The 24313-nt window shown below is 69.3% G+C and carries 22 protein-coding genes; 19 read left to right on the top strand and 3 right to left on the bottom strand.

Going from position 1 to position 24313, the window contains the following annotated elements:
• The first annotated feature begins 1 nt into the window (after position 1).
• Both recG and G6N49_RS13670 read left to right on the top strand, forming a co-directional pair.
• Positions 2-2227: an ATP-dependent DNA helicase RecG gene (recG, locus tag G6N49_RS13675; RefSeq protein ID WP_011855313.1), complete on the top strand. Its 2226-nt coding sequence runs from the start codon at positions 2-4 to the stop codon at positions 2225-2227.
• Positions 2224-2934 carry an HNH endonuclease family protein gene (locus G6N49_RS13670; RefSeq protein ID WP_011855314.1) on the top strand — a complete coding sequence of 237 codons (711 nt, stop codon included), beginning with the start codon at positions 2224-2226 and terminating at the stop codon, positions 2932-2934. The genes recG and G6N49_RS13670 overlap by 4 nt, the downstream gene beginning before the upstream one ends.
• A 68-nt stretch (positions 2935-3002) precedes the next feature.
• Here G6N49_RS13670 and G6N49_RS13665 read toward each other — a convergent pair whose 3' ends face one another.
• Entirely contained in the window at positions 3003-3854 is an 852-nt protein-coding gene (locus G6N49_RS13665) for an aldo/keto reductase (protein ID WP_011855315.1), read from the bottom strand.
• A gap of 5 nt (positions 3855-3859) precedes the next feature.
• Positions 3860-4690 (bottom strand): aldo/keto reductase, encoded by an 831-nt coding sequence (locus G6N49_RS13660; protein ID WP_011855316.1) that lies wholly within the window; start codon positions 4688-4690, stop codon positions 3860-3862.
• Here G6N49_RS13660 and G6N49_RS13655 point away from each other — a divergent pair.
• The 14 genes from G6N49_RS13655 (at position 4689) to smc (ending at position 19838) form a co-directional block, all read left to right on the top strand.
• Positions 4689-5816, top strand: coding sequence for an alpha/beta hydrolase (locus tag G6N49_RS13655; RefSeq protein WP_041925023.1), 1128 nt, complete (start codon positions 4689-4691; stop codon positions 5814-5816). The two genes, G6N49_RS13660 and G6N49_RS13655, sit on opposite strands and share 2 nt — an antisense overlap.
• 24 nt (positions 5817-5840) lie before the next feature.
• Entirely contained in the window at positions 5841-6599 is a 759-nt protein-coding gene (locus G6N49_RS13650; RefSeq protein ID WP_011559341.1) for a DsbA family protein, read from the top strand.
• The gene (locus G6N49_RS13645; RefSeq protein ID WP_011855318.1) at positions 6596-7252 is read left to right on the top strand and encodes a vitamin K epoxide reductase family protein; all 657 of its coding nucleotides are present in this window, start codon (positions 6596-6598) and stop codon (positions 7250-7252) included. The genes G6N49_RS13650 and G6N49_RS13645 overlap by 4 nt, the downstream gene beginning before the upstream one ends.
• A 34-nt stretch (positions 7253-7286) precedes the next feature.
• Complete coding sequence (locus G6N49_RS13640) at positions 7287-10673, top strand: pyruvate carboxylase (protein ID WP_011855319.1); 3387 nt, start codon at positions 7287-7289, stop codon at positions 10671-10673.
• Positions 10670-11242 carry a 16S rRNA (guanine(966)-N(2))-methyltransferase RsmD gene (gene rsmD / locus G6N49_RS13635; RefSeq protein WP_083044620.1) on the top strand — a complete coding sequence of 191 codons (573 nt, stop codon included), beginning with the start codon at positions 10670-10672 and terminating at the stop codon, positions 11240-11242. Before G6N49_RS13640 ends, rsmD begins: the two co-directional genes overlap by 4 nt.
• A gap of 32 nt (positions 11243-11274) precedes the next feature.
• Positions 11275-11751 (top strand): pantetheine-phosphate adenylyltransferase, encoded by a 477-nt coding sequence (gene coaD / locus G6N49_RS13630; RefSeq protein ID WP_011768183.1) that lies wholly within the window; start codon positions 11275-11277, stop codon positions 11749-11751.
• An 81-nt stretch (positions 11752-11832) separates the two neighbouring features.
• A complete protein-coding gene (locus G6N49_RS13625; RefSeq protein WP_011855321.1) occupies positions 11833-12399 on the top strand; it encodes a hemerythrin domain-containing protein in 567 nt (188 codons plus the stop codon).
• A gap of 146 nt (positions 12400-12545) precedes the next feature.
• The gene (gene sepIVA, locus G6N49_RS13620) at positions 12546-13283 is read left to right on the top strand and encodes a cell division protein SepIVA (RefSeq protein WP_011559347.1); all 738 of its coding nucleotides are present in this window, start codon (positions 12546-12548) and stop codon (positions 13281-13283) included.
• Positions 13284-13339: 56 nt separating this feature from the next.
• Positions 13340-13909, top strand: a complete 570-nt coding sequence (locus G6N49_RS13615; RefSeq protein ID WP_011559348.1) for a YceD family protein — start codon at positions 13340-13342, stop codon at positions 13907-13909.
• Positions 13906-14610 carry a ribonuclease III gene (gene rnc, locus G6N49_RS13610; RefSeq protein ID WP_011559349.1) on the top strand — a complete coding sequence of 235 codons (705 nt, stop codon included), beginning with the start codon at positions 13906-13908 and terminating at the stop codon, positions 14608-14610. Before G6N49_RS13615 ends, rnc begins: the two co-directional genes overlap by 4 nt.
• Positions 14611-14616: 6 nt before the next feature.
• Complete coding sequence (gene mutM / locus G6N49_RS13605) at positions 14617-15474, top strand: bifunctional DNA-formamidopyrimidine glycosylase/DNA-(apurinic or apyrimidinic site) lyase (RefSeq protein WP_083044619.1); 858 nt, start codon at positions 14617-14619, stop codon at positions 15472-15474.
• A 76-nt stretch (positions 15475-15550) separates the two neighbouring features.
• Entirely contained in the window at positions 15551-15967 is a 417-nt protein-coding gene (locus G6N49_RS13600; RefSeq protein WP_083044617.1) for an OsmC family protein, read from the top strand.
• On the top strand, positions 15951-16235 hold the full coding sequence (locus tag G6N49_RS13595) for an acylphosphatase (protein WP_011559352.1): 285 nt from the start codon (positions 15951-15953) through the stop codon (positions 16233-16235). Before G6N49_RS13600 ends, G6N49_RS13595 begins: the two co-directional genes overlap by 17 nt.
• Before the next feature lie 15 nt (positions 16236-16250).
• A complete protein-coding gene (smc, locus tag G6N49_RS13590; RefSeq protein WP_083044616.1) occupies positions 16251-19838 on the top strand; it encodes a chromosome segregation protein SMC in 3588 nt (1195 codons plus the stop codon).
• Between the two features lie 69 nt (positions 19839-19907).
• Here the strand turns inward: smc and fni are convergent, their stop codons facing one another.
• On the bottom strand, positions 19908-20915 hold the full coding sequence (gene fni / locus G6N49_RS13585) for a type 2 isopentenyl-diphosphate Delta-isomerase (RefSeq protein ID WP_179967840.1): 1008 nt from the start codon (positions 20913-20915) through the stop codon (positions 19908-19910).
• Between the two features lie 79 nt (positions 20916-20994).
• Here fni and ftsY point away from each other — a divergent pair, with 79 nt between their 5' ends.
• From ftsY to G6N49_RS13570, 3 genes are all read left to right on the top strand, one after another.
• Complete coding sequence (gene ftsY / locus G6N49_RS13580; protein WP_083044614.1) at positions 20995-22395, top strand: signal recognition particle-docking protein FtsY; 1401 nt, start codon at positions 20995-20997, stop codon at positions 22393-22395.
• Positions 22396-22569: 174 nt separating this feature from the next.
• Positions 22570-23910: an ammonium transporter gene (locus tag G6N49_RS13575; protein WP_011559356.1), complete on the top strand. Its 1341-nt coding sequence runs from the start codon at positions 22570-22572 to the stop codon at positions 23908-23910.
• 33 nt (positions 23911-23943) lie between these two features.
• Positions 23944-24282 (top strand): P-II family nitrogen regulator, encoded by a 339-nt coding sequence (locus G6N49_RS13570; protein WP_011559357.1) that lies wholly within the window; start codon positions 23944-23946, stop codon positions 24280-24282.
• The last annotated feature ends 31 nt before the right edge of the window (positions 24283-24313 follow it).

Below are 24313 nucleotides of genomic sequence, written 5' to 3'. Positions count from 1 at the left end.
CATGGTCGCCCTGACCGATCGCCTCGACTTCGTCATCGGCGGCAAGTCCGCGGCGTTGCTCGAAGAGCACTTCGGCATCTGCACCGTCAACGATCTGCTGCGCCACTATCCGCGCAAGTACAGCGACGGGATGAGCGTGCGGGGTGAGGGGGAGAGCCTCGACCTCGAGGAGGGTGAGCACGTCACGTTCGTCGACGTCATCACCAAAGCCGAGCCGGGACAGATGAAGCCGATACCGGGTAAGCGGCCGCGGAAGTATCTGCGCGTCACGCTCGGCAGGCGCAATCCGGTGGTCACCGCGACGTTCTTCAACGCGGACTGGATGATCGACAAGCTGCCCGTCGGCACCCGGCTCATGCTCTCCGGTGAGGTGAAGTACTTCCGCAACACCCTGCAGTTGAGCCATCCGGCGTTCCTCGTCCTCGAATCGTCGGCGACCAGGAAGATCGGCACCAAATCGCTCAAGACCATCGCGGCGTCGTCGGGCGCCACGGGCGACGAGCTGCTCGCCGCGTTCGAACGCGACTTCTTCCCGATCTACCCGGCCAGCGCGAAAGTGCAGAGCTGGGACATCTACGCCTGTGTGCGCCAGGTTCTCGACGTGCTGGACCCGGTCCCCGAACCGCTACCGGAAAGCGTTGTGCGCGAACGCGGTCTGATCTCCGAGGACGCCGCGCTACGCGGGATCCACCTCGCGGAGAACGAGCGCGACCGCGACCGGGCGCGGGAGAGGCTGACGTTCGACGAGGCGGTCGGCCTGCAGTGGGGCCTGGTGTCGCGGCGTTACGGCGAGCTGACCGAGGCCGGCCCGCCGGCGCCGCTGCGGGAGGACGGGCTGGTCGCCGGGATGCGGGAGCGGCTGCCCTTCGAGCTCACCAACGGTCAGCGCGAGGTGCTCGAAGTGCTGTCGGGCGAACTGGCCGGTACCCGCCCGATGAACCGCATGCTGCAGGGTGAGGTGGGATCGGGCAAGACGGTCATCGCCGTGTTGGCCATGTTGCAGATGGTCGACGCCGGCTACCAGTGCGCCATGCTCGCGCCCACCGAAGTGCTTGCCGCACAACATGATCGCTCGATCCGGCAGATCCTGGGTCCGTTGGCGATGGCCGGTCAGCTCGGCGGGGCGGAGTCCGCGACCCGGGTCGCGCTGCTGACCGGATCGATGACCCCGCAGCAGAAGCGGCAGGTGCGCGACGAGGTGGCCACCGGGCAGGCCGGGATCGTCATCGGCACGCACGCGCTGCTGCAGGACTCCGTCGAATTCGACAACCTCGGCATGGTCGTGGTCGACGAACAACACCGGTTCGGTGTCGAACAGCGGGATCGGTTGCGCGCCAAGGCCCGTGGGGGCATCACACCGCACCTGCTGGTGATGACCGCGACACCGATACCGCGGACGGTGGCGTTGACCGTCTACGGCGATCTGGAGACCTCGACGCTGCGCGAGCTGCCCCGCGGCCGTCAGCCCATCACCAGCAACACGATCTTCGTGACCCAGCACCCGAAATGGCTGGACCGCGCGTGGGCCCGCATCGTGGAGGAGGTCCGCGACGGCAGGCAGGCGTACGTGGTGGCGTCCCGCATCGACGAGAGCGACAAACCGCAGAAGGAGGAGCAGGGGCCGCCGCCGGTGACCGTCGTCGCGCTGTACGACATCCTCAAGAGCGGTCCGCTGGCCGGCTTACGCCTCGGGCTGATGCACGGCCGGCTCTCCGGTGACGAGAAGGACGCGGTGATGACGGCCTTCCGGGCCGGTGAGATCGACGTGCTGGTGTGCACGACGGTCATCGAGGTCGGGGTGGACGTGCCCAACGCCACGGTGATGGTGGTGATGGACGCCGACCGGTTCGGCATCAGCCAGCTGCACCAACTGCGGGGCCGCATCGGCCGCGGCAGCCACCCCAGCCTGTGTCTGCTGGCCACCCGCCTGCCGGAGACCTCGAAGGCGGGCGCGCGGCTCAAGGCGGTGGCAGGCACGCTCGACGGATTCGCCCTCGCCGACCTCGACCTGAGGGAACGCAGAGAGGGTGACGTGCTCGGGATGCACCAGTCCGGACGCCTGAACTCGCTGCACTTCCTGTCGCTGTCCGACCACCTCGATGTCATCCTCGCGGCACGGGAGCTGTGCGAAACGCTCTACGAGAACGAGCCGGACCACCCGGGGATGGCGATGCTCGCCGCGCCGTTCATCGACACCGATCGGGTCGAGTACCTGGAGAAGTCGTGAACCGCTCGCGGTCGGTGTGGGTGGTGCTCGCCGCGGTGCTCGCGGTGCTCGTCGCGTATCAGACCGTGTCCTCGACGGCCGAGCGGTCGGCGCAGTTCATCGCCGACGCCGACGTGCCCACCGTCGCGCCGGGAGTCGACGTCCTCGCCGGTGTGGCGACGGTGCCGGCCCGGATCCGCGGCCACGACTACCGGCGGGCCGCGTTCGGCGACGCGTGGACCGACGACAACAGCGCGCTGGGCGGCCACAACGGCTGCGACACCCGCAACGACATCCTCGACCGCGATCTCGTGGACAAGACCTACGTCTCGATCAGCCGGTGTCCCACAGCGGTCGCGACCGGGGTCCTGCACGACCCGTACACCAACATCGTCATCCCGTTCACCCGCGGCAACCAGACCGGGGCGGCCGTCCAGATCGAGCACATCGTCCCGCTCGCCTACGCCTGGGACCAGGGTGCGCGCGCCTGGACCGACGAGATGCGGGTGCGGTTCGCCAACGATCCGGCCAATCTGCTTGCCGTGCAGGGGGAGGCGAACCAGGACAAGGGGGATCAGGAGCCGGCGTTGTGGATGCCGCCCAACACGGCCTTCCACTGCCAGTACGCGATGCAGTTCATCGCGGTGCTGCGCGGCTACGGACTACCCGTCGACGCACCGTCGGTACCCGCGCTGCGGCGGGCGGCGGACTCCTGCCCGAGAGGCTGACCCCGCACAGGCGAAACAGAATCGGCCGGCGCAGGGCGCCGGCCGATTCACGAGAAGAGTGCTGAGCCCTACGGCCCGGTGTAGGTCTCCGGGTCGGGGCGGAAGCGGGTGCCCTCGTCGAGGCCGTTGAGGGTGGCCATCTCATCGTCGGTCAACTCGAAGTCGAACACCTCGAGATTGGACGTGATCCGGTCCGGGTTGGCCGAGCGTGCGATCACCACGTTGCCCAGCTGGATGCTCCAGCGCAGCAGCACCTGCGCCGGCGTCTTGTCGTGGGCCTGGGCCACACCGGTCACCGCCGCGTGATCGAGCAGCCGGCCCACACCCAGCGGGCCGTACGCCTCGGTCACGATGCCGTAGCCGGCGTTGACCTCACGCAGTTCGGCCTGATTGAGCAGCGGATGCAACTCGATCTGGTTGATGGCCGGGGTGAAGAACGACAGATCGATGATGTTCGACAGGTGCTCGGCGTTGAAGTTGCAGACACCGATCGAGCGGGCGACGCCATCCTGTTTCGCCTTCATCAGCCCGCCCCAGCTGTCGATGTACTTGCCGTGGTCGCCGGCGGGCCAGTGGATGAGGTACAGGTCGACGTAGTCGAGGCCGAGGCGTTCGAGGCTGGCGCGTGCGGCGTCCTGCGAGGTCCCGAAACCCTGATCCGCGACGGCCAGCTTGGTCGTCACGTAGATCTCCTCGCGCGGGATGCCCGAGGCGTTGACCGCCCGGCCCACCGCGGCCTCGTTGCCGTAGACCGCGGCCGTGTCGATCAGCCGGTAACCCGCCTCGAGCGCGGCGGCCACCGACCGTTCTGCCTCGGACTCGGAGAGCTCACCGACGCCGAGTCCGAGGACCGGGATCGAGTGTCCGTCGTTGAGGGAGACGGAGGGGATGCCGGCTGCCTCACCGCGCGTTGACGTCATGTCACCTACCCTGTGAAGTTGAATGTTTTGGGGTCGGGACCCAGGCGGGAGGCGTCCTCGAGAGACGAGATGGACGCCATGTCCTGCTCGCTCAACTCGAAGTCGAACACGTCGAAGTTGCTCTCAATCCGTTGTGGGTTCACCGACTTGGGGATGACGATATTACCGAGTTGCATATGCCACCTAATCAGTGCCTGTGCTGCGGTTTTTCCGTGCGACTCGGCGACACCGGTCACCGTGGGGTGCGCCAGCAGCGACCCCTGGCCCAGCGGGCTCCACGCCTCGGTGGCGATTCCCAACTGCGCGTGCAGCTCTCGCAGTTCCCGCTGAGGCAGTAGCGGATGCAACTCGATCTGGTTGACCGCGGGCACGATGCCGGTCGAGTCGATCAGGACCCGCAGGTGTTCGGGTTCGAAGTTGCTCACACCGATGGACCGGATGCGACCGTCCTCACGTAGCCGGGCGAACGCTCTGAAGGTGTCGACGAAGAGGTTCTTCTCGGGGACCGGCCAGTGGATCAGGTACAGGTCGAGGTAGTCGACCCCGAGGCGGTCCACACTCGCCTCGAAGGCCGCCAGCGTCGCGTCATAGCCCTGTTCGGAGTTCCACAGCTTGGTGACCAGGTACACCTGCGAACGGTCCAGTCCGGACTGGGCGATCGCCCGGCCGGTCTGCTCCTCGTTGCCGTACGCTGCGGCCGTATCGACGTGTCGATAGCCGGCGGCGAGCGCCGCCGCGACCGCGCGTTCGGTGTCTTCGGGTGGTGTCTGCCAAACCCCCAGGCCGACCTGAGGAATCGAATTGCCGTCGTTCAACGCGACCAGAGGAGCTCCCATGCCGCCGAGTCTGCCAGCCTCCGCCCCGCCCGTCCGCGGCAAGGATCCGGCGCCCCGGGGCAAGAACCGGACGCGTGATGCGGTCGTCAACGCGGCGACGCGGATGACGCTGCGGACCCTGCCGGTGCTGCCCGACCGCGTCAAGCGCGCGCTGCTGGGCTTCCGGTCGGTCACCGTCGACGGCAACACCCTCGACACCACCCTGCAGCTGTTGCTCGCCGCCCAGCGCGCCGCCGGGATCAACGGCCTGGTCGCCAGCGACGACGTCGTGGTCGCGCGGCGCCAACTGCGTCTCACCGCCGCGATGTTCCCCGCCGACATCGTGGCCGACGTGACCGAACTCTCCATCCCCGGTCCGGCCGGCGCCATCCCCGCGCGGCTGTACCGCCCCACCTCGACGGACCCCGACGGACCCCTGCTCGTCTTCTACCACGGCGGCGGGTTCGTGATCGGCGATCTCGACACCCACGACGACCTGTGCCGGGTGATCTGCCGTGACGGCGGGATCACCGTGCTCTCGGTGGACTACCGGCTCGCGCCCGAACACAAGGCGCCGGCCGCGGCCGACGACGCCTACGCCGCGTTCCGCTGGGCGTCCGAGCACGCCGCCGAACTCGGTGTCGCCGCCGACCGCATCGCCGTCGGCGGCGACAGCGCCGGGGGCAACCTCGCCGCCGTCGTCTGTCAGCGGGCCCGCAACGCCGCAGCGCCCCTGCCTGCGCTGCAACTGCTGATCTATCCCGTCGTCGACGTGGGTAGCGAGACCCGGTCCAAGACGCTGTTCGCCGACGGCTACTTCCTCACCGCCCGTGACATCGCCTGGTTCATGGACCTCTACCTCGAGGGCGCCTCCGTCGACCGGACCGATCCCGACGTGTCCCCGCTGCTGGCCGACGACCTGTCGGGACTGCCCCCGGCGCTCGTGCTCACCGGCGGTTTCGACCCGCTGCGCGACGAGGGCAACCGCTACGCCGAGGCGCTGCGGGCCGCCGGTGTGCCGGTGGACCTGCGGGAGGAGCGCTCCCTGATCCACGCGTTCGCGAACTTCTTCCCGCTCGGCGGCGACAGCGCGACCGCCACCGCGGCGATGATCTCGGCGCTGCGCGCCCACCTCAGCCGCGGCTAGATCCGCCGCCGGTACTCTTGTCGCGTGGCCACGAAACCGAAGAAGACGCCCCGCTACGACCTGAAGGCGGCCGATCGCAAGCGCAATCTGTTCGTCCAGATCGGTCTGACCGCGGTTGTCGTGGTGTTCGCCGTCGCACTCGTCCTCTACATCGTGATGTCGGCGGAGGACAAGCCGGGCTCCGGTGAGGCGACCGCGGTGCGGGTGGCCGCCGAGAACGTCGTGACCCAGGAGGGCACCAGCGAGCCCAAGGCCGTGCTGTCGCTCTACGAGGATTTCCTGTGCCCGGCCTGCGGCAACTTCGAGCGCCAGTTCGGCCCGACCATCAACAAGCTGATCGACACCGGAGCGGTCGCCGCGGACTATTACATGGTCTCGATCCTCGACGCCCAGGGTGATGGCTACTCGTCACGGGCCGGCAGCGCCGCGTACTGCGTCGCCGACGAGAACAAGGACGCCTTCCGCCGGTTCCACGCCGCGCTCTACACCGAGGGCATCCAGCCCGCCGAGGGCGGCGGCACCTACCCCGGCGACGAGCAGCTGACCGAACTGGCCCGCCAGGCCGGTGCGGGCGGCACCGTGCCCGAGTGCATCAAGAAGGGCCGCTACGTCGACATGGTCAAGGGGATGGCCTCGGCCACCGAGATCCGCGCCACCCCGACCGTGCGCATCAACGGTGAGGACTACGACCCGTCGACCCCCGACGCGCTCGTGGCCAAGATCAAGGAGATCGTCGGCGACGTGCCCGGCCTCGACGGTGCGGCGCCGGCACCCACGTCATGACCGCCACCGCACCCGACACCGTCTCGTCGACCGCCTCGCCGGCCGGCCGGACGGCCGGGCTCGCGGTGCCGAAACCGAGTGCGGTGTGGGTGCTCATCGCCGGTGTGGTCGGCTTCGTCGCCGCGGCGACGCTGACGATCGAGAAGATCGAGCTGCTGATCGATCCGTCCTACACCCCGTCGTGCTCGCTGAATCCGGTGCTGTCCTGCGGATCGGTGATGGTGACGCCGCAGGCCGCGCTGTTCGGGTTCCCGAACCCGCTGATCGGCATCGCCGCCTTCACCGTCGTCACGGTGACCGGGGTGCTGGCCGTGGCCGGCGTGCGGTTGCCGCGCTGGTACTGGTCGGGTCTGGCCGTCGGCACGCTGCTCGGCACGGTGTTCGTGCACTGGCTGATCTTCCAGAGCCTCTACCGCATCGGGGCGCTGTGCCCCTACTGCATGGTCGTCTGGGCCGTGACGGTCCCGCTGCTGGTGGTGGTGTCGTCGATCGCCCTGCGGCCGGCCCCTGCGAGCGGGGAAGATGCCCACTCCGGCAACGCCGTGGCGCGGGTCCTGCACCAATGGCGCTGGTCGCTCACGGCGCTGTGGTTCACCGCGGTGATTCTGCTGATTCTGGTCCGCTTCTGGGACTACTGGTCCACGCTCGTGTAACACTCCGGAAACAACGTGGCGGTTAGGTAAACGCGTGATCTCCAAAGTCCTGGTTGCCAATCGTGGAGAAATCGCGATCCGCGCGTTCCGTGCGGCCTATGAGATGGGTATCGCGACCGTTGCGGTGTACCCGTACGAGGACCGCAACTCGCTGCACCGGCTGAAGGCCGACGAGTCCTATCAGATCGGCGAGATGGGCCATCCGGTGCGGGCGTATCTGTCGGTCGACGAGATCATCCGGGTCGCCAAGCACGCCGGCGCCGATGCGGTGTATCCCGGCTACGGATTCCTGTCGGAGAACCCGGAGTTGGCGGCCGCGTGCGCGGAGGCCGGCATCACGTTCATCGGCCCGCGGGCCGAACTGCTGGAGCTGACCGGCAACAAGTCGCGGGCCATCGAGGCCGCCCGCGCCGCCGGCCTGCCGGTGCTGCGATCGTCGGCGCCGTCGTCATCGGTCGACGAACTCGTCGCGGCGGCCGCCGACATGGAGTTCCCGGTGTTCGTCAAGGCCGTCTCCGGCGGCGGGGGCCGCGGTATGCGGCGGGTCACCGACCCCGACGCGCTGGCCGAGGCGATCGAGGCGGCCAGCCGGGAGGCGGAGTCGGCGTTCGGCGATCCGATGGTCTACCTGGAGCAGGCGGTCGTCAATCCCCGCCACATCGAGGTACAGATCCTCGCCGATCGGCAGGGCGACATCATGCACCTGTTCGAACGCGACTGCAGCGTGCAGCGGCGCCACCAGAAGGTCATCGAGCTGGCGCCCGCGCCGAACCTGGATCCCGAACTGCGGAGGCGGATCTGCGCCGACGCGGTGGCCTTTGCGCGCGAGATCGGCTACAGCTACGCAGGCACGGTCGAGTTCCTGCTCGACGAACGCGGCAGGCACGTCTTCATCGAGATGAACCCGCGCATCCAGGTCGAGCACACGGTGACCGAGGAGATCACCGACGTGGACCTGGTGGCGTCGCAGATGCGGATCGCCGACGGCGAGACGCTGGCCGACCTCGGACTGAGCCAGGAGAAGTTGGCGGCGCCACGGGGTTTCGCCATGCAGTGCCGGATCACCACCGAGGACCCGGCCAACGGCTTCCGCCCCGACACCGGACGCATCACCGGCTACCGCTCACCCGGCGGTGCGGGGATCCGCCTGGACGGCGGCACCGTGCTCGGCGCGGAGATCAGCGCCCACTTCGACTCCATGCTGGTCAAGCTGACCTGCCGGGGCCGGGACTTCTCCACCGCGGTGTCGCGGGCCCGGCGCGCTCTCGCCGAGTTCCGGGTGCGCGGGGTGTCGACGAACATCCCGTTCCTGCAGGCCGTCGTCAACGATCCGGATTTCCGCGCGGGCCGCGTCACCACGTCGTTCATCGACGAACGGCCCTACCTGCTGACCTCCCGCACACCCGCGGACCGGGGCACCAAGATCCTCAACTACCTGGCCGACGTGACCGTCAACCAGCCGCACGGCCCGCGGCCGTCGACGGTGTATCCGCAGGACAAGCTCCCGCAGATCGACCACACCGCACCACCGCCGGCCGGCAGCAAGCAGAAGCTCGTCGAGCTCGGGCCCGAAGGCTTCGCCCGCTGGATGCGGGATTCACCGGCGGTCGGGTTGACCGACACCACGTTCCGGGACGCCCACCAGTCGCTGCTGGCCACCCGCATCCGCACGACCGGTCTGCTGATGGTCGCACCGCACATCGCCCGGATGACACCGGAGTTGCTGTCGCTCGAATGCTGGGGTGGGGCGACCTACGATGTGGCGCTGCGCTTCCTGAAGGAAGACCCGTGGGAGCGGCTGGCCGCCCTGCGCGAGGCGGTGCCGAACATCTGCCTGCAGATGCTGCTGCGCGGCCGGAACACGGTGGGCTACACGCCCTATCCGGAGACGGTGACCACGGCGTTCGTCGAGGAGGCGACCGCAACCGGTATCGACATCTACCGCATCTTCGACGCACTCAACAACGTCGAGTCGATGCGTCCGGCGATCGATGCCGTGCGCCAAACCGGTACGGCCGTCGCCGAAGTCGCGATGTCCTACACCGGTGACCTGTCGAACCCGGCGGAGAACCTCTACACCCTGGACTACTACCTGCGGCTGGCCGAACAGATCGTCGAGGCCGGCGCCCATGTGCTGGCGATCAAGGACATGGCGGGGCTGCTGCGCCCGCAGGCCGCGGCGAAACTGGTCGGGGCGCTGCGCTCGCGCTTCGACCTGCCGGTGCACGTGCACACCCACGACACCCCGGGTGGTCAACTGGCCACCTATCTGGCCGCGTGGCAGGCGGGTGCGTCCGCGGTCGACGGCGCCGCGGCCCCGCTGGCGGGCACCACCAGCCAGCCGGCGTTGAGTTCGATCGTCGCCGCTGCGGCGCACACCGAATACGACACCGGAGTGTCGCTGGAAGCCGTGTGCGAACTGGAGCCGTACTGGGAAGCGCTGCGAAAGGTATACGCCCCCTTCGAATCTGGGTTGCCGGCGCCCACCGGTCGGGTCTACCGACACGAGATCCCGGGCGGTCAGCTGAGCAACCTGCGCCAGCAGGCGATCGCACTGGGGCTGGGGGACCGCTTCGAGGAGATCGAGGAGGCCTACGCCGCCGCCGACCGCATCCTGGGCCGGCTGGTGAAGGTGACCCCGTCGAGCAAGGTGGTCGGCGACCTCGCGCTGGCGCTGGTCGGTGCGGGTATCACCGCCGACGAATTCGCCGAGGACCCCGCCCGGTTCGACATCCCCGACAGCGTGATCGGTTTCCTGCGAGGCGAACTCGGTGACCCGCCCGGAGGATGGCCGGAACCGCTGCGCAGCAAGGCGCTGGCCGGACGCGCCCCGGCCAAACCCGTCGAGGAACTGTCCGCCGAGGACGAGGCGGTGCTGGCCCAGCCCGGCGTCAAACGCCAGGCGGCGCTCAACCGCCTGCTGTTCCCCGGGCCCACCAAGGAATTCGAGGCGCACCGCGAAACCTACGGGGACACTTCGCGGTTGAGCGCCAACCAGTTCTTCTACGGCCTGCGCCACGGTGACGAGCACCGCGTCGTGCTCGAACGCGGTGTGGAACTGCTGATCGGACTCGAGGCGGTCTCCGATCCGGACGAACGCGGCATGCGCACGGTGATGTGCATCCTCAACGGGCAGCTGCGCCCCGTACTGGTGCGCGACCACAGCGTCGCGAGCGACGTGCCGACCGCCGAGAAGGCCGACCGCGCCAATCCCGACCACATCGCCGCCCCGTTCGCCGGGGTGGTCACCGTCGGCGTCGAGGTCGGTGACACCGTGAGCGCCGGGGAGACCATCGCGACCATCGAGGCGATGAAGATGGAGGCCGCGATCACCGCACCGAAGGCCGGCACCGTCGAGCGGGTCGCGGTCTCGGCCACCGCCCAGGTCGAGGGCGGCGACCTGCTGGTGGTCGTCAGCTGACCCGGATCATCGCCGGGACACTCGGGGGCCGCCGGATCTCGGTGCCGCCCAAGGGAACCCGCCCGACATCGGACCGGGTGCGCGAGGCGCTGTTCAACGTGCTCGACGCCCGGCTGGACTTCCACGGTCTCGCGGTGCTCGACCTCTATGCCGGATCGGGAGCCCTTGGCCTGGAAGCGCTTTCGCGGGGTGCGTCGCGGGCGGTGTTCGTCGAGCAGGATCATCGGGCGGCGGCGACGATCAGCCGCAACATCGCCGAACTCGGTGTCGGCGCCGCCGCCGAGGTACGGCGCGCGCCGGTGGCGACGGTGCTGGCCGGCGGTGCGGACCGGCCCGTCGACCTGGTGCTGGCCGATCCGCCCTACGACGCGCCGGACAGCGAGGTGGAATCGCTGCTCGCCGTGCTCGATGCGCGCGGATGGGCACACGACGGCACGATCGCGGTCATCGAGCGGCGGGCGTCGGGCGTCGAGCTGACCTGGCCGCCCGGGTGGTCGCGATGGCCCTCGCGCCGCTACGGCGACACCCGCCTGGACATCGCCGAATGGGAGCAACCTCCGGCGCCGTGACGCCCGACCTTGATCGGGTACGGTCGTCACCCATGAGCGGCGCGGTGTGTCCTGGATCGTTCGACCCGGTGACCCTCGGCCACGTCGACATCTTCGAGCGGGCCGCGGCCCAATTCGACGAGGTCGTCGTCGCGGTGCTGGTGAACCCGAACAAGAAGGGCATGTTCACCCTCGACGAGCGCATGGAGATGATCGCGGAGTCCTGCGCGCACCTGCCGAACCTGCGGGTCGAATCGGGTCAGGGCCTGGTCGTGGACTTCGTCCGGGCGCGGGGATACTCCGCGATCGTCAAGGGACTGCGCAGCAGCACCGACTTCGAGTACGAACTCCAGATGGCGCAGATGAACAAGCACGTCGCGGGCGTCGACACGTTCTTCATCGCATCCGCCCCGTCGTACTCCTTCGTCTCCTCGTCGCTGGCCAAGGAAGTCGCCACCCTCGGCGGGGACGTCTCCGCGCTGCTGCCCGACGCGGTGAACGTGCGGTTACAGGCCAAACTGCGGGGTTGAGCCGGCTCCGGCGGGGTAGGGGTAGATCGGCGGCGGCGCACAGCCCAGAGCGTCGCCTCAGCCCATCCGGAGGTTCTCGCCATGGTTGAAACATTCGTCCAGTCGACCGACGACGTCGTCAGGTTCCTCAAAGATCAGCACAACCTGATCAAGGACATGTTCGAGGAGGTGTTCGCGGCCTCGTCGGACGAGGCGCGGGCGAAGGCCTTCACCGAACTGCGCCAACTGCTCGCGGTGCACGAGACCGCCGAGGAGATGGTGGTCCACCCGCGGGCGCGCCAGGAGGTCAGCGGGGGAGACGAGGTCGTCGACGCCCGGCTGGCCGAGGAGCACGACGCCAAGGAGCAGCTGTCGAGGCTGGAGGGCATGGACTTCGGCTCGCCGGAGTTCCTCGAGGAGCTCGCGGTGTTCCGCGACGCCGTCGTCCAGCACGCCGAACTCGAGGAGTCGGAGGAGTTCGACAAACTGCAGCGCGAACTCGACGCCGACGACCTCAAACGGCTGGCGTCGGCCGTGCGGGCGGCCGAGGCGATCGCCCCGACCCGACCGCATCCGGGGGTCGAATCGGCCAAGCTCAACTTCGCCGTCGGACCGTTCGCGTCGATGATCGACCGGGCCCGCGACGTGATCGGTGCGGCACTGCGCTGAGCCGCCGGGCCGGCACTTGACATAATCTCGGGGAACACCGAGCCAGACGTGCCTGGCCGCGGCGACACACCGGCGCGAGAAGCCGAGTCACAGGCGTAACACCAGGCACACTGGTAACCAACAAACTACGCCTGGAGGGTGTTGCCGTGTACCGAGTTTTTGAAGCGCTCGACGAACTGGGCGCGATCGTCGAAGAAGCCCGCGGCGTGCCGATGACGGCAGGGTGTGTCGTCCCTCGCGGTGACGTCCTGGAGTTGATCGACGACATCAAGGACGCCATCCCCGGCGAACTCGACGACGCCCAGGACGTGCTCGACGCCCGCGACTCCATGCTGCGCGACGCCAAGGAGCACTCGGAGTCGATGGTGACCAACGCGCGCGCCGAGGCAGAGTCGATGGTCAACCACGCCCGCGCCGAAGCCGACCGCCTGCTGGCCGACGCCAAGGCCCAGGCCGACCGGATGGTCGGCGAGGCCCGTCAGCACAGCGAACGCATGGTGGGCGAGGCACGCGAAGAGGCCTCGCGGGTGATGGCCACCGCCAAGCGCGAATACGACGCCAGCACCGGACGGGCCAAGTCCGAGGCCGACCGCCTGATCGAGAGCGGCAACCTGGCCTACGAGAAGGCCGTCCAGGAGGGCATCAAGGAGCAGCAGCGCCTGGTGTCGCAGACGGAGATCGTCTCCACCGCCACCGCCGAGGCCACCCGGCTCATCGACACCGCCCACGCCGAGGCGGACCGGCTGCGCGGCGAATGCGACATCTACGTCGACAGCAAACTCGCCGAGTTCGAGGACTTCCTCAACGGCACGCTGCGCTCGGTGGGCCGCGGCCGCCACCAGCTCCGCACCGCCGCCGGCACGCACGACTACGCGGCGCGCTGAGCCCGACCACCCCGGTACGGCGCAGGCCACGCAGGCCTGCGCCGTAGGATCGAGACATGGCGACGCACGGCAGAGCAACACGATCGCCGCTGGTGCTCGATATCTCGCGACTGGGCCGGCGACCCGGCTCGATGATGACGTTCCAGGAGACCGTTCCGAGTCCGTTGCGGATCGGCCTTGACCTGATCGGCATCGCCGAAGGCGCCCCGCTGACGATGGACCTGCGCGTTCAGGCGGTGTCGGAGGGCGCGCTGGTGACCGGCACGGTGGCCGCGCCGACCACCGGTGAATGCGCGCGATGCCTGACGCAGGTGACCGGTGAGGTCGAGATCGAGCTCACCGAGCTGTACGCGTACCCCGACAGCACCACCGAAGCCACCACCGACGAGGACGAGGTGGGCCGCGTCGGCGCCAACGGCGTGCCCGACACCGTCGACCTCGAACAGCCGATCATCGACGCGGTGGGGCTGGCGCTGCCGTTCGTCCCGCTGTGCACCCCCGACTGTGCGGGGCTGTGCGCCGAATGCGGGGTCGCGCTGGCCACCGCCGAACCCGGCCACCACCACGACACGATCGACCCACGCTGGGCGAAACTCGCCGGGCTGCTGGATCGAGACGAGAAGTGACGCTGGACCGTTCCCCGCTGCTGGCGGCGCTCGGCGTGACGCTGCCCGACGATCTGCTCACCATCGCGCTCACCCATCGCAGCTACTCCTACGAGCACGGCGGACTGCCCACCAACGAACGGCTGGAATTCCTCGGCGACTCGGTGCTCGGGCTGACCATCACCGAAGAGCTGTTCCACCGCCACCCCGACCGCTCGGAAGGGGACCTGGCCAAACTGCGGGCCAGCATCGTCAACACCGGGGCGCTGGCCGACGTCGGGCGCAAACTGAGCGACGACGGCCTCGGCTCCTACCTGCTGCTCGGTAAGGGCGAGGAGAGCTCCGGGGGAGCCGACAAATCCAGCATCCTGGCCGACGGGGTCGAATCCCTGCTCGGCGCAATCTATGTCCAGCATGGGCTCACGGTCACCCGCGAGGTCATCCTGCGGTTGTTCGCCGGTCTGCTCGACACCGCTCCCACGCTGGGCGCCGGTCTGGACTGGAAGAGCAGCCTGCAGGAACTCACCGCCGCGCGCGGGCTCGGCGCTCCGCACTACGTCGTCACCTCGACCGGTCCGGACCACGACAAGGAGTTCACCGCCACGGTGCTCGTCACCGACATCGAATACGGCAGGGGCGTCGGGCGCACCAAGAAGGAAGCCGAACTGAAGGCGGCCGCGGCGGCGTGGACGGCGCTGTCCGCCACGGACGTCGACGCCTGAGCCTCGATGCCAGAACTCCCCGAGGTCGAGGTCGTCCGGCGCGGTCTGGACGCCCACGTCACCGGTAAGGCGATCACCGCCGTGCGGGTGCACCATCCGCGGGCGGTGCGTCGCCACGAAGCCGGGCCCGCCGATCTGACGGCGCGGCTGCTCGGTATGCGGATCACCGGCACCGGCAGGCGCGGCAAGTATCTGTGGTTGACGCTGGACGACGGGTCGGCGCTGGTGGTGCACCTCGGGATGAGCGGGCAGATGCTGCTCGGGCCCATCCCGAAAGAGGACCACCTGCGCATCGCCGCGCTGCTCGACGACGGGACCGCGCTGAGCTTCGTCGACCAGCGGACCTTCGGCGGCTGGCTGCTCGCAGACATGGTGACCGTCGACGGCACCGACGTCCCGGTCCCGGTCGCGCACGTCGCCCGCGACCCGCTGGATCCGCGGTTCGACCGCGATGCGGTGGTAAAGGTGTTGCGCGGCAAGCATTCCGAGATCAAACGCCAGTTGCTCGACCAGACCGTCGTATCGGGGATCGGCAACATCTACGCCGACGAGGCGCTGTGGCGGGCCAAGGTCAACGGGGCCCGGCTGGCCGAGTCGCTGACCAAGCCCAAGCTCGCCGAGATCCTCGACCACGCGGCCGACGTCATGCGCGACGCGCTCGGACAAGGCGGCACGTCGTTCGACTCGCTCTACGTCAACGTCAACGGCGAATCCGGATACTTCGACCGGTCGCTGGACGCCTACGGCCGCGAGGGTGAGCCGTGCCGGCGCTGCGGGGCGATCATGCGCCGCGAGAAGTTCATGAACCGCTCGTCGTTCTACTGCCCGCGCTGCCAGCCCCGCCCGCGGGTGCGCCGCGCCTGACTCGCCGAGACTGCTGGGAGATCACCGAAATCGCCCGATTCATGATCTCTGAGCAGTTTCGGCGAAGATGGGAGCCATGACGGATCTGTGGGTGGAGCGCACGGGGGTGCGCCGCTATACCGGGCGCAGCTCACGCGGCGCGGAGGTGTTGGTCGGCTCGGAAGACGTCGAAGGGGTGTTCACCCCCGGCGAGCTGATGAAGATCGCCCTGGCCGCCTGTAGCGGTATGAGCAGCGACCAACCGCTGCGCCGCCGGCTGGGCGACGACTATCCCGCGACGATCCGCGTGGCCGGGCCCGCCGACCGCGAGCAGGAACGCTATCCGTTGCTCGAAGAATCCCTCGAGGTCGACCTCACCGGCCTGTCCGACGCCGAGGTGGTCCGCCTGCTGACCGTCGTCGAACGCGCCATCGACCAGGTGTGCACCGTCGGACGCACGCTCAAATCGGGTACCAAGGTCACGTTCGAGGTCAAGAATGTCGGCCGAGCCTGAGGTCCGCCTGACCGCCTGGGTGCACGGCCGCGTCCAGGGCGTCGGTTTCCGCTGGTGGACGCGTTCGCGGGCGCTCGAGCTCGGGCTGACCGGATTCGCCGCCAACAAGCCGGACGGCCGGGTCCAGGTCGTCGCCCAGGGGTCGCGCGAAGACTGTGAGCGCCTGCTCGGCCTGCTCGAGGGCGGTGACACGCCGGGCCGGGTCGACAAGGTCATCGCCGACTGGTCCGACGCGCGCGAGCAGATCACCGGATTCCACGAGCGCTAGGTAGTCTGGCACGTCATGCATCTGAAGAGTCTGACGCTCAAGGGCTTCAAGTCCTTCGCGGCGCCGACGACTCTGCGGTTCGAACCGGGCATCACCTGTGTGGTCGGCCCCAACGGGTCGGGTAAGTCGAACGTCGTCGACGCGCTGACCTGGGTGATGGGCGAACACAGCGCCAAGACGCTGCGCGGCGGCAAGATGGAGGACGTCATCTTCGCGGGGACGTCCTCGCGCGCCCCGCTGGGCCGCGCCGAGGTCACGGTCACCATCGACAACTCCGACAACGCGCTGCCGATCGAGTACTCCGAGGTGTCCATCACCCGCCGGATGTTCCGCGACGGCGGCAGCGAGTACGAGATCAACGGCAGCCACTGCCGCCTGATGGACGTCCAGGAACTGCTCAGCGACTCCGGGATCGGCCGGGAGATGCACGTCATCGTCGGGCAGGGCAAACTCTCGGAGATCCTCGAATCCCGCCCGGAGGACCGCCGCGCGTTCATCGAAGAGGCCGCGGGTGTCCTCAAACACCGCAAACGCAAAGAGAAGGCGGTCCGCAAGCTCGATTCGATGCAGGCCAACCTGGCCCGGCTGACCGACCTCACCACCGAACTGCGCCGACAGCTCAAACCGCTGGGCCGCCAGGCCGAGATGGCGCGGCGCGCCCAGACCATCCAGGCCGATCTGCGCGACGCCCGGCTGCGGCTGGCCGCCGACGATCTGGTGACCCGGCGCTCGGAGTTCGACAGCACCCACCAGACCGAGACGATGCTGCGCCGCGAGCACGACGAGATCACCACCCGTCTCGAAGCCGCAACCGCCGAACTCGACGGCCACGAGGTCGCCGTCGCCGAACTGTCCGAACACGCCGAGGCGGCGCAGCGGACCTGGTTCCGGCTCTCGGCGCTGGCCGAACGGGTCAACGCGACCGTGCGGATCGCCGACGAGCGCACCCAGCTGCTCGACACCGAACCGGAGCCGTCGACCGGCCGTGATCCCGACGAGCTGGAGGCCGAGGCCGACCACATGGCGGCCCACGAAGCCGAACTGCTCGCCGAGCTCGCCGAGTCCCGCGCAGTCCTGGAGGCCACACGCGACGAGCTGGCCGAACGCGAGCGGGTCGCCGCCGAGGCCGAACGTGCGCACATGGCCGCCGCCCGCGCCGAGGCGGACCGCCGCGAGGGCCTGGCCCGGCTGGCCGGTCAGGTCGACACCATGCGGACCCGCGTGGAGTCGATCGACGAGACCGTGGCGCGGTTGACGGTCGGCATCGAGGAGGCCGCCGCCAAGGCCGAGGCCGCCCAGGCCGAGTTCGAGACCGTGCAGTCGCGCGTCGGCGAACTCGACGAGGGCGAGGTCGGGCTCGACGAGCACCACGACCGCACGGTGGCGGCGCTGCGCCAGGCCGACGAGCGGGTGGCCGAACTACAGACCGCCGAGCGGGCCGCCGAACGACAGGTCGCCTCGCTGCGGGCGCGCATCGACGCGCTCGCGGTCGGCCTCGATCGCCGCGACGGGGCGGCGTGGCTGCAGCAGAACCGCGGGGGCGCAGGTCTTTTCGGCTCGATCGCCGAACTGGTCAAGGTGCGGCCCGGCCATGAGGTGGCAGTGGCGGCGGTGCTCGGGGCCGCCGCGGACGCGCTCGCCGCGGAGGACTCCGGCGCTGCGCGTGCCGCGGTCGCCGCGCTCAAGGAGTCCGACGGCGGGCGGGCCGCACTCGTGCTGGGCGACTGGCCGGAGACCCCCGTCGACGACCCACCGGCGCTCCCCGCCGGTGCGGTGTGGGCCGTCGACGTGGTCGACATCCCGCCGCGGTTGCGCGGCGCGGTGACCGCGATGCTGTCCGACGTCGCGATCGTCGGGGACCTGGCCTCCGCGCTGGACGTGGTGACCGGCCGGCCCGGGCTGCGGGCGGCGACCGCCGACGGCGACCTGGTGGGGGCGGGCTGGATCAGCGGCGGGTCGGACCGCAAACCCAGCACGCTGGAGATCGCCTCGGAGATCGAAAAAGCCCGCACCGACCTCGAGGCCGCCGAGAAACAGGTCGGTGAACTGGCTGCCGTGCTGTCCGGTGCGCAGGCCGAACAGCGTGCCCGCCAGGACGCCGCCGAACACGCACTGGCCGCGCTCAACGAATCAGACGCCGCCATCTCGTCGATCTACGAACAGCTCGGCCGGCTCGGTCAGGACGCCCGCGCGGCCGCCGAGGAGTATCAGCGGCTGATCCGCCAACGCGACGAACTCGAGGCCGGCCGTACCCGCACCGTCGAGGAACTCACCGAACTCGAGAACCGGCTGCACAATGCGCAGCAGGCGCCCATGTTCGAGGCCGAACCGGTGGACCGGCAGGCCTCGATGGCCGCCGCCGAAGCCGCCCGCGCCGCCGAGGTCGAGGCCCGGTTGTCCGTGCGCACCGCCGAGGAACGCGCCAATGCCGTTCGCGGACGGGCGGATTCACTGCGCCGTGCGGCCGCCGCCGAACGTGAGGCGCGGGTGCGCGCGCAGCGTGCCAAGCAGGCCCGCGAACACGCCGCCGCGGTCGCCGGTGCGGTCGCCGAATCCGGCCGACAGGTCGCGGTGCGGCTGAGCGCGGTCGTCGCCGCCGCATCGCGCAACCGCGACACGCTGGCCGCCGAACGCAGGCAACGGGCGGAGGCGCTGAGCAAGGCGCGCGAGGAGGTCAACGAACTCGGCACCCGACTCACCGCGCTGACCGACTCCCTGCACCGCGACGAGGTGGCCAAGGCCCAGGCTGCGCTGCGCATCGAACAGCTCGAGGCCACCGTGCTCGAACAGTTCGGGATGGCGCCCGCCGACCTGATCGCCGAGTACGGCCCGCACATCGCGCTGCCGCCGACGGACCTGGAGATGGCCGAGTACGAACAGGCCAAGGAACGCGGTGAGCAGGTCGTCGCACCGGCGCCCATGCCGTACGACCGCGGCACCCAGGAGCGCCGCGCCAAACTGGCGGAAAAGGAACTCAAGGAACTCGGCAGGGTGAATCCCCTGGCGCTGGAAGAGTTCGCGGCCCTGGAGGAGCGGTACAACTTCCTGTCCACCCAGCTCGAGGACGTCAAGGCCGCGCGCAAGGACCTGCTCGACGTGATCGCCGACGTCGACGACCGCATCCTTCAGGTGTTCACCGAGGCCTACGCGGACGTCGAGCGTGAATTCACCCAGGTCTTCGCCACGCTGTTCCCCGGCGGCGAGGGCAGGCTGTTGCTGACCGACCCCGACGACATGCTGACCACCGGGATCGAGGTCGAGGCGCGGCCGCCGGGCAAGAAGATCAAACGGCTCTCGCTGCTGTCGGGCGGGGAGAAGTCGCTGACCGCGGTCGCCATGCTCGTGGCGATCTTCCGGGCCCGGCCGTCGCCGTTCTACGTGATGGACGAGGTGGAGGCCGCGCTCGACGATGTCAACCTGCGCCGGCTGATCAGCCTGTTCGAGCAGCTGCGCGAACGGTCGCAGCTCATCGTCATCACCCACCAGAAGGCCACGATGGAGGTCGCCGACGCGCTCTACGGCGTCACCATGCAGGGCGACGGCATCACCCAGGTGATCTCGCAGCGCCTGCGCGGCCAGGAACTGGTCGGCACGCAGTCCTAGGCTTCGCCGAGCGTGCGCTGAGTGCGAAGAATCGGCGGAGATCTCGCAGTGGCCGCACGTTCGACGGCCTCAGGCGGGCAGGACGCCGCCGCGTCGCAGCGCGGGCAGATCCGCCGCCCCGCAGCCGTGCAGGCACACCCGCAGTTCGTCGATGAACCCCCGCAGCCACTCCACGACCGCGTCGGCCGATTCGATGGCGGGGGCGAGCAGCGGACGGGCGACGGCGACCACATCGGCGCCCATCGCCAGTGCCTTCGCCGCGTCCATCCCGGTGCGGATCCCGCCGGAGGCCACCACCGCCACGTCCGGCAGGGTGCCGCGCACCTCGAGCAACGCCTGTGCGGTGGGGATACCCCACTCGGCCAGCGCGGGGGAGCGGATCTCGCCGTAGCGGACGAGCTGTTCGACCCGCGCCCACGAGGTGCCGCCGGCCCCGGCGACGTCGACGGCGGCCAGCGCGCTGCCCGCCAGTTCGGCGGCGGCGGCCGCGCCGATCCCGTGCCCGACCTCCTTGAGCATCACCGGCTGCCGCAGGGTGGCGGCGAGCGTGCGCAGCCGGTCGATCGACCCGGTGAAGTCGGTGTCCCCGTCGCGCTGCATGGCCTCCTGCAGGGGGTTGGTGTGCACCGCGAGCGCGTCGGCGCCCACCCGTTCGAGCGCCCGCTCCAGCGCGGGCATCACGGGTTCGGACAACTGCGCGAGGCCCACATTGCCGATCAGCAACACATCCGGGGCGATGTCGCGGACCGCGAAGCTCGACGCCACCGCGTCGTTGTCGAACATGATCCGCTGGGAGCCGAGCATCATGCCCACACCGAGTCGCTGTGCGGCGGCGGCGAGGTTGCGGTTGATGACGCCGGACAACTCGGCGCCCCCCGTCATCGCGCCGATCAGCACAGGTGCCGACAGCGGCTTACCGAGGAACCGGGTGTCGAGCCGCACACGGCTCAGCGACGTCTGGGTCAGCGCGTTGTACGGCAACCGGAAGCGTTCCAGCCCGGTGGTGACGGTCTGGTACTCCACCGGCCCGCCCAGGCACACGTCGATGTGGCGGCGTTTGCGGGTCTCCATCCCCATACCGCTGCCACTTCGGGTGGTGTGAGGCCGCAATGTCACCGGTTACCCACCCTGAGACCCACCCTGGAACAATGGCCGGGTGACCCTGGATCTCTCGCTGGCTGTGTGGATCGCAATCGCGGTCATCGCCGTTCTTCTCGTCGTCGCGCTCGTCGTCGGCCTCGTCCGGTACCGGCGGCGGCGCATCAGGCTGTCGAAAACCGACACTGCCACACCGGTCGACCGCTCCGGCGGATACACGGCCAGTTCCGGGATCACGTTCACACAATCGTCAGCGACTGCGACCCCGCCGGCGGCGCCACCGGTCCGGCCGAAGGATCGCATCGACACCACCGGATTGCCCGCGGTCGGCGACGACGCCACGATCCCGCGCGATGCGCCCAAGCGCCCGATCGCCGACGTCCGGCTGCCCGAACCGCCCACCGAGACCGCCCCACCGCGGGCACCCGAGAAACCGGTCGCCGAACCGGAACCGGCCCCCGAACCGGAACCGGCCCCCGAACCCGAGCCGACACCCGAACCGGAGCCCGCGCCCGAACCCGAGCCGGCCGAGGTCATCGCCCCCACGCACGGGCGGCTGGACCGGCTGCGCGGCCGGCTGGCGAAATCGCAGAACGCGCTCGGCCGCAGCATGCTCGGCCTGCTCGGCGGCGGCGACCTCGACGAGGAGTCGTGGGAGGAGATCGAGGACACCCTGCTCATCGCCGACCTCGGACCGGTGGTCACCGAATCGGTGGTCGCTGCGCTGCGCACCCGGATGGCCAGTGACGCGGTGCGCACCGAGGCCGACGCCCGCGCGGTGCTGCGCGACGTCCTCATCTCCGAACTCCACCCCGAGATGGACCGGTCCATTCGCGCTCTGCCGCATGCCGACAAACCGTCGGTGCTGCTGGTCGTCGGCGTCAACGGCACCGGTAAGACCACCACGGTCGGCAAACTCGCCCGCGTCCTGGTCGCCGACGGGCGCCGCGTCGTCCTGGGCGCCGCCGACACCTTCCGCGCCGCGGCGGCCGACCAGTTGCAGACGTGGGCCTCACGGGTCGGCGCCGAGGTGGTGCGCGGACCGGAGGGCGCCGATCCCGCATCGGTGGCCTTCGACGCGGTCTCCAAGGGCATCGAGAACGGCGCCGACGTCGTCGCCATCGACACCGCGGGCCGGTTGCACACCAAGACCGGGCTGATGGACGAACTGGGCAAGGTCAAGCGGGTGGTGGAGAAGCGCGCCGCGGTGGACGAGGTGCTGCTGGTCCTCGACGCGACGATCGGCCAGAACAGCCTGCCGCAGGCGCGGGTCTTCGCCGAGGTGGTGAAGATCACCGGGGTCGTGCTGACCAAACTCGACGGCACCGCCAAGGGCGGCATCGTCTTCCGCGTGCAACAGGAACTCGGCGTCCCCGTCAAACTCGTCGGCCTCGGGGAGGGCCCCGACGATCTCGCACCGTTCGAACCCGGCGCCTTCGTCGACGCGCTGCTCGGCTGAGACCCGGTACGCGCCGAATCAACCGGGATGTGCCGGCCGGAAACATGAGCGTAACCAGGCGGGTCGCTGCGTTCACATTTCAGAAACGCCCACGCATCACCAGCGAAACGCGGGCAAAAGAGTCTTCTCGGGAGGCCGATCCGTCGGCGCACTTCCCAAGGAGGTTCACACAAAGTGGTCTTAGCCTTACCGGACGACGCGTACGCCGCGTTCAACAGCGGCGACACCGCCTGGGTGCTCGCCAGCGCCGCAATGGTGCTGTTGATGACGCCCGCTCTAGCGTTCTTCTACGGCGGCCTGTCCCGCCAGAAGTCCGTCCTCAACATGATGATGATGTCCTTCGGGGCTCTGGGCGTCGTGAGCGTGATCTACGTGCTCTGGGGTTACTCGATGTCGTTCGCGTCGGCGCACACCGGCGAGAGCGACATCCTGGGCATCTTCGACAACCCGTTCTCGCTGTTCGGGTTGAGCCCGCTGTTGGAGTCGCGCGAGATCGGCGGTGAGGAGCTGTACCCGATCGGTGGTTTCGGTTCGGTTCCCGCGATCGTCTGGGTCGCCTTCCAGTTGACCTTCGCCGTGATCACCGTCGCGCTGATCAGCGGCGCGGTGGCCGAGCGGATGAAGTTCGCCACCTGGCTGGTGTTCGGCGGCATCTGGGTGACGTTGGTGTACTTCCCGCTGTCCCACATGGTTTGGGGTGGCGGTCTGCTCTCGGGTGCCGAGAACGGTTTCGCCTCATGGCTGTTCGGCTACAACGCCGACGAGGGCGCGGCCAACGTCCCGCCGATCGACTTCGCCGGCGGCACGGTGGTCCACATCAACGCCGGTATGGCCGCGCTGGTGCTGGCGCTGCTGATCGGTAAGCGGACCGGGTTCGGCCGCACGCCGTTCCGTCCGCACAACATCCCGTTCGTGATGCTCGGCGCTGCGCTGCTGTGGTTCGGCTGGTTCGGCTTCAACGTCGGGTCCGAAGGCGCCGCCGATGCGCTCGCGGGTCTGGTGTGGGTGAACACCACCGCCGCCACCGCCGCCGCGATGCTGGGCTGGCTCGCGGTCGAGCGCATCCGTGACGGACACGCCACCAGCGTCGGCGCCGCCTCGGGCATCGTGGCCGGCCTGGTCGCGATCACCCCGGCCTGTGGCTCGCTCTCGCCGATCGGGTCGCTCATCCTCGGTGTCATCGCCGGCGTCCTGTCGGCTCTGGCCATCGGCCTGAAGTACAAGTTCGGCTACGACGATTCGCTCGACGTGGTCGGTGTGCACCTGGTCGCGGGCCTGTGGGGCACCGTGGGCATCGGCTTCCTCGCCACCGAGACCGGCCTCTTCTACGGCGGCGGGTTCCAGCAACTGGTGGTGCAGATCGTGATCGCTCTGGTAGCAGTGGTGTTTACGGGAGTGATGACCGTGATCATCGCTTTCATCGTCAAGCCGATGGGCTGGCGTGTGACAAGGGAAGACGAGGACACCGGCATCGATGAGACCGAGCATGCGGAAACGGCTTATGAACTCGTCTGATCGGCAACAATTTTCTTGGAAGGGACCGACGAAATGAAGCTGATCACTGCGATCGTCAAGCCGTTCACGCTCGAGGACGTCAAGACCGGGCTCGAGCAGACGGGCATCCTCGGGATGACCGTCAGCGAGGTCCAGGGTTACGGCCGGCAGAAGGGCCACACCGAGGTGTACCGCGGGGCCGAGTACTCGGTCGATTTCGTACCCAAGGTGCGGGTCGAGGTGATCGTCGACGATTCGGCCGTCGACAAGGTCGTGGACGTCATCGTGCAGGCAGCCCGCACCGGCAAGATCGGTGACGGCAAGGTCTGGGTGAGTCCCGTCGACACCGTCGTGCGCGTGCGCACCGGCGAGCGGGGAGCAGACGCCCTCTGACCGACGAGGGGGTCGTCTCCCGGCTCAACAC

Source organism: Mycolicibacterium monacense, assembly GCF_010731575.1.
GTDB classification, from domain to species: Bacteria; Actinomycetota; Actinomycetes; order Mycobacteriales; family Mycobacteriaceae; genus Mycobacterium; species Mycobacterium monacense.
This window is presented reverse-complemented; position numbering and strand designations above follow the sequence as displayed.